Genomic DNA, 5,187 nt, shown 5'->3' with positions numbered 1-5,187 from the left:
GCGCTGGTACGGCCGCTGGTTCGTGTCGCAATTCGCGCTGGTCGACCGCGGCGCGGCAGCTCGCGCCTATTGAGCGCTACCTCCGCTCGCGCACGGAGCCTTCCTGCGCGACGGAGGCGACCAGCGTGCCGTCGGGCTTGAAGATCGAGCCGCGGGTCAACCCGCGGCCGCCGCGCGCGTTCGGCGAATCCTGGGCGTAGAGCAGCCATTCGTCGGCGCGGAACGGGCGGTGAAACCACATCGCGTGGTCAAGGCTCGCCGGCATCATGCGCTTGTCGAACAGCGTGCGGCCGTAGCGCGCCATGATCGCATCGAGCAGCGAAAAGTCCGATGCGTAGGCCAGCGCGCACATGTGCAGCGCCGGATCGTCGGGCAGCTTCGCCGCGGTCTTGATCCAGACGTGGATGCGGCCGTCCTCGATCTTCTGGCCGAAATAGCGGCCGAGCTCGACCGGGCGCAGCTCGATCGGACGGTCGGATTCATAGTAGCGGCGAATGAACTCCGGCATCTCCTTGAACAGCGGCTGCTTCGCCACTTCCTCCGCCGTCAGCTTTTCCGGCGGCGGCACATCCGGCATCTTGTCCTGGTGATCGAACGCGCTCTCCTCCTCGGCATGGAACGACACCATGATCGAGAAGATTGCGTTGCCGTGCTGGATCGCGGTGACGCGGCGGGTCGAGTAGCTCTTGCCGTCGCGCAGGCGCTCGACCTGGTAGATGATCGGGATCTGCGGATCGCCCGGCAGGATGAAATAGCAGTGCAGCGAATGCGGCAGGCGCCCCTCGACGGTGCGGCAGGCCGCAACCATCGCCTGCCCGATCACCTGACCCCCGAACACCCGCTGCCAGCTCGTCTTCGGACTGTTGCCGCGGAACAGGTTCACCTCGAGCTGCTCGAGGTCGAGGATCGAAATGAGGTCGATCAGGCTCTTGGACATGATGGTGCTTTCAAATGCCTCGTCATTCCGGAGCATCGCGCCAGCGATGAACCCGGAATCCCGAGCGATAACCTCTGGATTCCGGGTTCGCGCTTCCGCGCGCCCCGGAATGACGGAATTGGGCCGTTCCGCCCTTGTTTCACCGCACTGTTTCGCCCAGCTCAAGTCTGCTAGCAAGACCAAGAGTTAGCCGGGAATTCGGGTATGTCGGTACAGGGTAGCATTGTCATTGGCGGCGGCGCTTTTGCGRGCCTGGCGCTGGCGCTCGCGCTGCGTCAGGGRCTCGGGCCGGAGATTCCCGTCATCGTCGCCGACCCGGCCCTCAGCACGCGTCCGAGCCGCGACCCGCGCGCCACCGCGATCGTGGCCGCCTGCCGCCGCCTGTTCGAGGCGATCGGCGCCTGGGACGACGTCAAGGGCGAGGCGCAGCCGATCCTCGACATGGTCGTCACCGATTCCAAACTCGAAGACGCCACGCGTCCGGTGTTCCTGAACTTCRCCGGCGACGTCGCGCCGGGCGAGCCCTTTGCGCACATGGTCGAGAACCGCCGCCTGATCGACGCGCTGGTGGTGCGTGCCGAGGCCGAGGGCATCGATCTGCGCGCCACCACGGTTGCCTCCTACGACGCGCGTTCCGACGGCATCGACGTGACCCTTGGCGACGGCAGCGTGATCGCGGCCAGCCTGCTGGTCGCCGCCGATGGTGCGAGGTCGAAGCTGCGCGAGCGCGCCGGCATCGCCACCCATGGCTGGGAGTATGATCAGTCCGGCATCGTCGTCACCGTCGGCCATGAGCGCGATCACGAAGGCCGCGCCGAAGAGCACTTCTTGCCCGCAGGTCCCTTCGCGATCCTGCCGCTATCCGGAAAGCGCTCCTCGCTGGTGTGGACCGAGCGCCGGACTGAGGCTGCGCGCATCATTGCGCTCAGCGACGAGGAATTTCACGGCGAGCTCGAGCAGCGCTTCGGCCTGCATCTCGGCGAAGTGAAGGCGCTCGACAAGCCGCGCGCGTTTCCGCTGTCCTATTTCGTGGCGCGCTCCTTCATCGCCGAGCGCCTCGCGCTGGTCGGCGATGCCGCCCATGTCATCCACCCGATCGCGGGCCAGGGCCTCAACATGGGGCTGAAGGATGTCGCGGCGCTGGCCGAGGTCGTGGTCGATGCGGCGCGGCTCGGCATGGATCTCGGCGCGGCCGACGTGCTCGAGCGCTACCAGCGCTGGCGCCGTTTCGACACCATGGCGATGGGCCTTGCCACAAACTCGCTGAATTTCCTGTTCTCCAACCAGTCGACGCTGCTGCGCACCGTGCGCGACATCGGCCTCGGCCTCGTCGACCGCGCTCCGCCGCTGAAGAATCTCTTCATCCGCCAGGCCGCTGGGCTGACCGGTGAGGTGCCGCGGTTGTTGAAGGGCGAGGCGCTTTAGGAAAATGTCGCCGCTCTAAACTCCGCTCGTCATCCCGGACAAGCGCGCCCCAAGCGCGCATAGATCCGGGATCCATACGCAGCAGCATCAGTTTTGCGAAGACCTGGAGTTGCCAGCTTCGCGCCACAACCTCTCCCTGTGGTTATGGGTCCCGGCCTTCGCCGGGACGACAGCGAAAATGTTGCGCAGCCATCGCGCCAAGATCAATCGATCTTGCGCGCCTCTTCCGGCAGCATGATCGGGATGCCGTCGCGGATCGGATAAGCGAGCTTGGCGCTGCGCGAGATCAGCTCCTGCTTTGCTGAATCGAACTCGAGCGGGCCCTTGGTCAGCGGGCAGACCAGGATCTCCAGCAATTTGGGATCGACGCTGGTTTCGGGGCGTTCGGTGGGCGCGTTCATGGGGGTCTCCGGCGATTGGCTGCCTCTAGCACAGAAATTCGCGTCCGCCCATCGCGCCGGCCAGGGCGTTTTCGAGCGACGTGGGTACCGGTTGGCGTCACTCGGCGGAGATCATCCGCAGCAGCTCGTCGAACAGGCCCTGGAGCCGTGCCGCCGGCACCGGCGGGCCCGACAGGGCGAAGCCGAGAAACGTCCAATAGAGAATCTGCGCGCGAGCCTGCGCCGTCGCCGGGTCGAGCCCGCGCTTGCCCAGGAGCTGCTCGATATAGTCGAGCCTGCGGCGGTCGATTGCGCGCACCGCGGCTTGCGCGGCGGCATCGAATGCCGCCCAGTTGCGGACCGCCCGTTCGAGATCGAGCCGCGCGCCGAAGGACCTGCGCAGCAGCGCCTTCAGCGGCTCGTCGCTGGCGGCTTCGACATCGGCGATGATCTGCTCGGCCGCGATCTCGCGCCAGCGCTTCAGCACGGCGGCATGGAACGCGCCGAGATCGGCGAAATGCCAATAGAAGCTGCCGCGCGAGACGCCGATGGCCTTCGCGAGCGGATCGGCCTTCAGCGCGGTGAAACCACTTTTCGCGAGGGCCTTCAGGCCCTGGCGGATCCAGTCGTCGGCGGAGAGCTGTTCGGTCATGGCGGGTTCCGGAATCGGACCATACAGCCCATACACTACTGTATTGACAGGCGGCAGCCCAGTCCCTATGTCTCCGTACAGTTATGTATGGAGATATCGATGCGTGATCTCTTGCTTCAGTGCGCCGGCGTCCTGACCATCGTCGTGGCCCTGATCCATGGCATCCTCGGCGAGACCAAGGTCTTTCCTCGCGCCAGCATCGAGCCGGAACGGCTGCGCCCCCTGATCCGCCTGGTCTGGCAGGCATCGACCGTCGCCTGGATCGGCGGTGGCGTGCTCCTGATCGCGGCGCCCTGGATGGATTCGGCGCCGGCGCGCCACTGGATCGTCATCACCATGGCCTGCGTGTTCGGTTTCTCCGCCTGCGCCAACGCATGGGCCACGCGCGGCCGGCATTTCGGCTGGATGGCGCTCAGCGCGGTCGTTGCCATGGCGGTTGCCGGCTATTGAGCCTCGCGAATGATCGCTGTCTCGCCACGGCGAACGGCGAGCCGTTACAGATGGAGCTTCAAGCATGGCTCTGACACTCGTCACCGGAGGCACAGGCCATCTTGGCCGAGATATCGTCGATCGTCTCGTTCGCGACGGACGTCACGTCCGGGTGTTTGCGCGATCGCCGTGCACGCGATCGGATGTCGAATGGGCGAGCGGCGATCTTGCTACAGGCGCAGGGTTGCGGGAAGCGCTGCATGATGTCGATACGGTCATCAATGCGGCGACCTATTCGCCGATCGCGCGGCGCGGCGGCATTCGCCCGACAGACTTCTTCACGTCGCCCTCCGCCGTGGACGTCGAGGGCACCGGGCGGTTGCTGTCGTCCTGTGGGGAGGCCAGGGTGCGGCACTTCCTCCACGTCTCGATCGTCGGCCTCGATGAGGCAACCCTGCCCTACGCGCGGGTCAAGCTTGCCGGCGAACGGCTGGTGCGTGCGTCGGCGTTGTCCTGGTCGCTGGTCCGCGCGATGCCGTTCTACTATCTGCTCGACAGGCTGCTCTCGGGCCTCGCCTGGCTTCCGGTCTGGCCGGTGCCGACGACGCTGTTCAATCCCGTCGATACGTCGGATGTCGCCGACCACGTCGTGGCCTGCGCCTTCGACGGGATGCGTGGCGAGCGCGCGGAGATTGGCGGTCCCGAAGACCTTGAGCTCGTCTCGCTGGCTCGCCGGTATCAGGACGCGAGGCGACTGCATCGAAAAATCCTGCCGATGAACCTTTCGGACGCGAAGGCGCGCGGCATGGGCTTCGTCGTCAGCCACGGCGTTCGCGGTCGGCTCTCCTGGACGGATTGGCTGCAACGCAACGATCCCGTTGCGCGAAGCGCGACCCAGCGATGACCGGCCCGACCGGCCCGACCGGCGCGCCTGCGGCCCGTGAGACGTAAGGCCGCAGAGGCCCGCCAAAAGCGCACTGCGTACGGAGAGCACTCAGCTTTTGGCCGACGTTAGAACTTATCTAAAGCAATCCATGCCCGAACCGGATTGACTTCACCTCCTCCTTCGCTTCCTTCGGTCTCGCTCCGCGGCTTCCCGCGCAGCGCCCACGACAAAGGAGGAGAGGTTCGTGAAGGTCATTCGTGTTGTTGCCATGGCACTGACGATCGGGATTGGCGCGGGATCGACGGCCATGGCCGACGGTTTCAAGGACTGCACCAAGCTCGACAAGGCGTCGTGGAAGCCGGCGAGCGAAGCCGAAGCCAAGGCCAAGGCGCTCGGTTACGAAGTGCGGCGCTCCAAGATCGAAGGCTCGTGCTATGAGGTCTATGGCGTCAAGGAAGGCAAGCTCTACGAGCTGTTC

At 65.8% G+C, this 5,187-nt stretch carries 7 protein-coding genes; 4 read left to right on the top strand and 3 right to left on the bottom strand.

What is annotated here, in order from left to right:
* Positions 1–76 precede the first annotated feature (76 nt).
* Positions 77–937: an acyl-CoA thioesterase II gene (tesB, locus tag AC1D00_RS25550; RefSeq protein ID WP_027543817.1), complete on the bottom strand. Its 861-nt coding sequence runs from the start codon at positions 935–937 to the stop codon at positions 77–79.
* Positions 938–1,141: 204 nt separating this feature from the next.
* Here tesB and AC1D00_RS25545 point away from each other — a divergent pair, with 204 nt between their 5' ends.
* Positions 1,142–2,362: a ubiquinone biosynthesis hydroxylase gene (locus AC1D00_RS25545; protein WP_477012558.1), complete on the top strand. Its 1,221-nt coding sequence runs from the start codon at positions 1,142–1,144 to the stop codon at positions 2,360–2,362.
* Between the two features lie 203 nt (positions 2,363–2,565).
* Here the strand turns inward: AC1D00_RS25545 and AC1D00_RS25540 are convergent, their stop codons facing one another.
* Both AC1D00_RS25540 and AC1D00_RS25535 read right to left on the bottom strand, forming a co-directional pair.
* Positions 2,566–2,763, bottom strand: coding sequence for a Trm112 family protein (locus AC1D00_RS25540; RefSeq protein WP_011083431.1), 198 nt, complete (start codon positions 2,761–2,763; stop codon positions 2,566–2,568).
* A gap of 97 nt (positions 2,764–2,860) precedes the next feature.
* The gene (locus AC1D00_RS25535) at positions 2,861–3,394 is read right to left on the bottom strand and encodes a TetR/AcrR family transcriptional regulator (RefSeq protein ID WP_477012557.1); all 534 of its coding nucleotides are present in this window, start codon (positions 3,392–3,394) and stop codon (positions 2,861–2,863) included.
* A gap of 99 nt (positions 3,395–3,493) precedes the next feature.
* On the opposite strand from AC1D00_RS25535, the gene AC1D00_RS25530 reads away from it, so the two are divergent.
* The 3 genes from AC1D00_RS25530 to AC1D00_RS25520 all read left to right on the top strand — a co-directional run.
* Positions 3,494–3,844: a hypothetical protein gene (locus tag AC1D00_RS25530; RefSeq protein WP_477012556.1), complete on the top strand. Its 351-nt coding sequence runs from the start codon at positions 3,494–3,496 to the stop codon at positions 3,842–3,844.
* Between the two features lie 64 nt (positions 3,845–3,908).
* Positions 3,909–4,727 carry an SDR family oxidoreductase gene (locus AC1D00_RS25525; RefSeq protein ID WP_477012555.1) on the top strand — a complete coding sequence of 273 codons (819 nt, stop codon included), beginning with the start codon at positions 3,909–3,911 and terminating at the stop codon, positions 4,725–4,727.
* Positions 4,728–4,953: 226 nt separating this feature from the next.
* On the top strand, positions 4,954–5,187 hold a 234-nt coding region (locus AC1D00_RS25520; RefSeq protein ID WP_477012554.1), incomplete at its 3' end, for a PepSY domain-containing protein.

The sequence above is a fragment of the Bradyrhizobium sp. P2_E8 genome (genome assembly GCF_056403875.1).
Note: the sequence above shows the minus strand (reverse complement) of the source record. Positions and strands in the feature narration are given on the sequence as shown.

Excerpts from the sequence above, each read along its gene's own strand:
- tesB (WP_027543817.1), bottom strand. The coding sequence starts at position 937 with ATGTCCAAGAGCCTGATCGACCTCATTTCGATCCTCGACCTCGAGCAG.
- AC1D00_RS25540 (WP_011083431.1), bottom strand. The coding sequence starts at position 2,763 with ATGAACGCGCCCACCGAACGCCCCGAAACCAGCGTCGATCCCAAATTG.
- AC1D00_RS25535 (WP_477012557.1), bottom strand. The coding sequence starts at position 3,394 with ATGACCGAACAGCTCTCCGCCGACGACTGGATCCGCCAGGGCCTGAAG.
- AC1D00_RS25530 (WP_477012556.1), top strand. The coding sequence starts at position 3,494 with ATGCGTGATCTCTTGCTTCAGTGCGCCGGCGTCCTGACCATCGTCGTG.
- AC1D00_RS25525 (WP_477012555.1), top strand. The coding sequence starts at position 3,909 with ATGGCTCTGACACTCGTCACCGGAGGCACAGGCCATCTTGGCCGAGAT.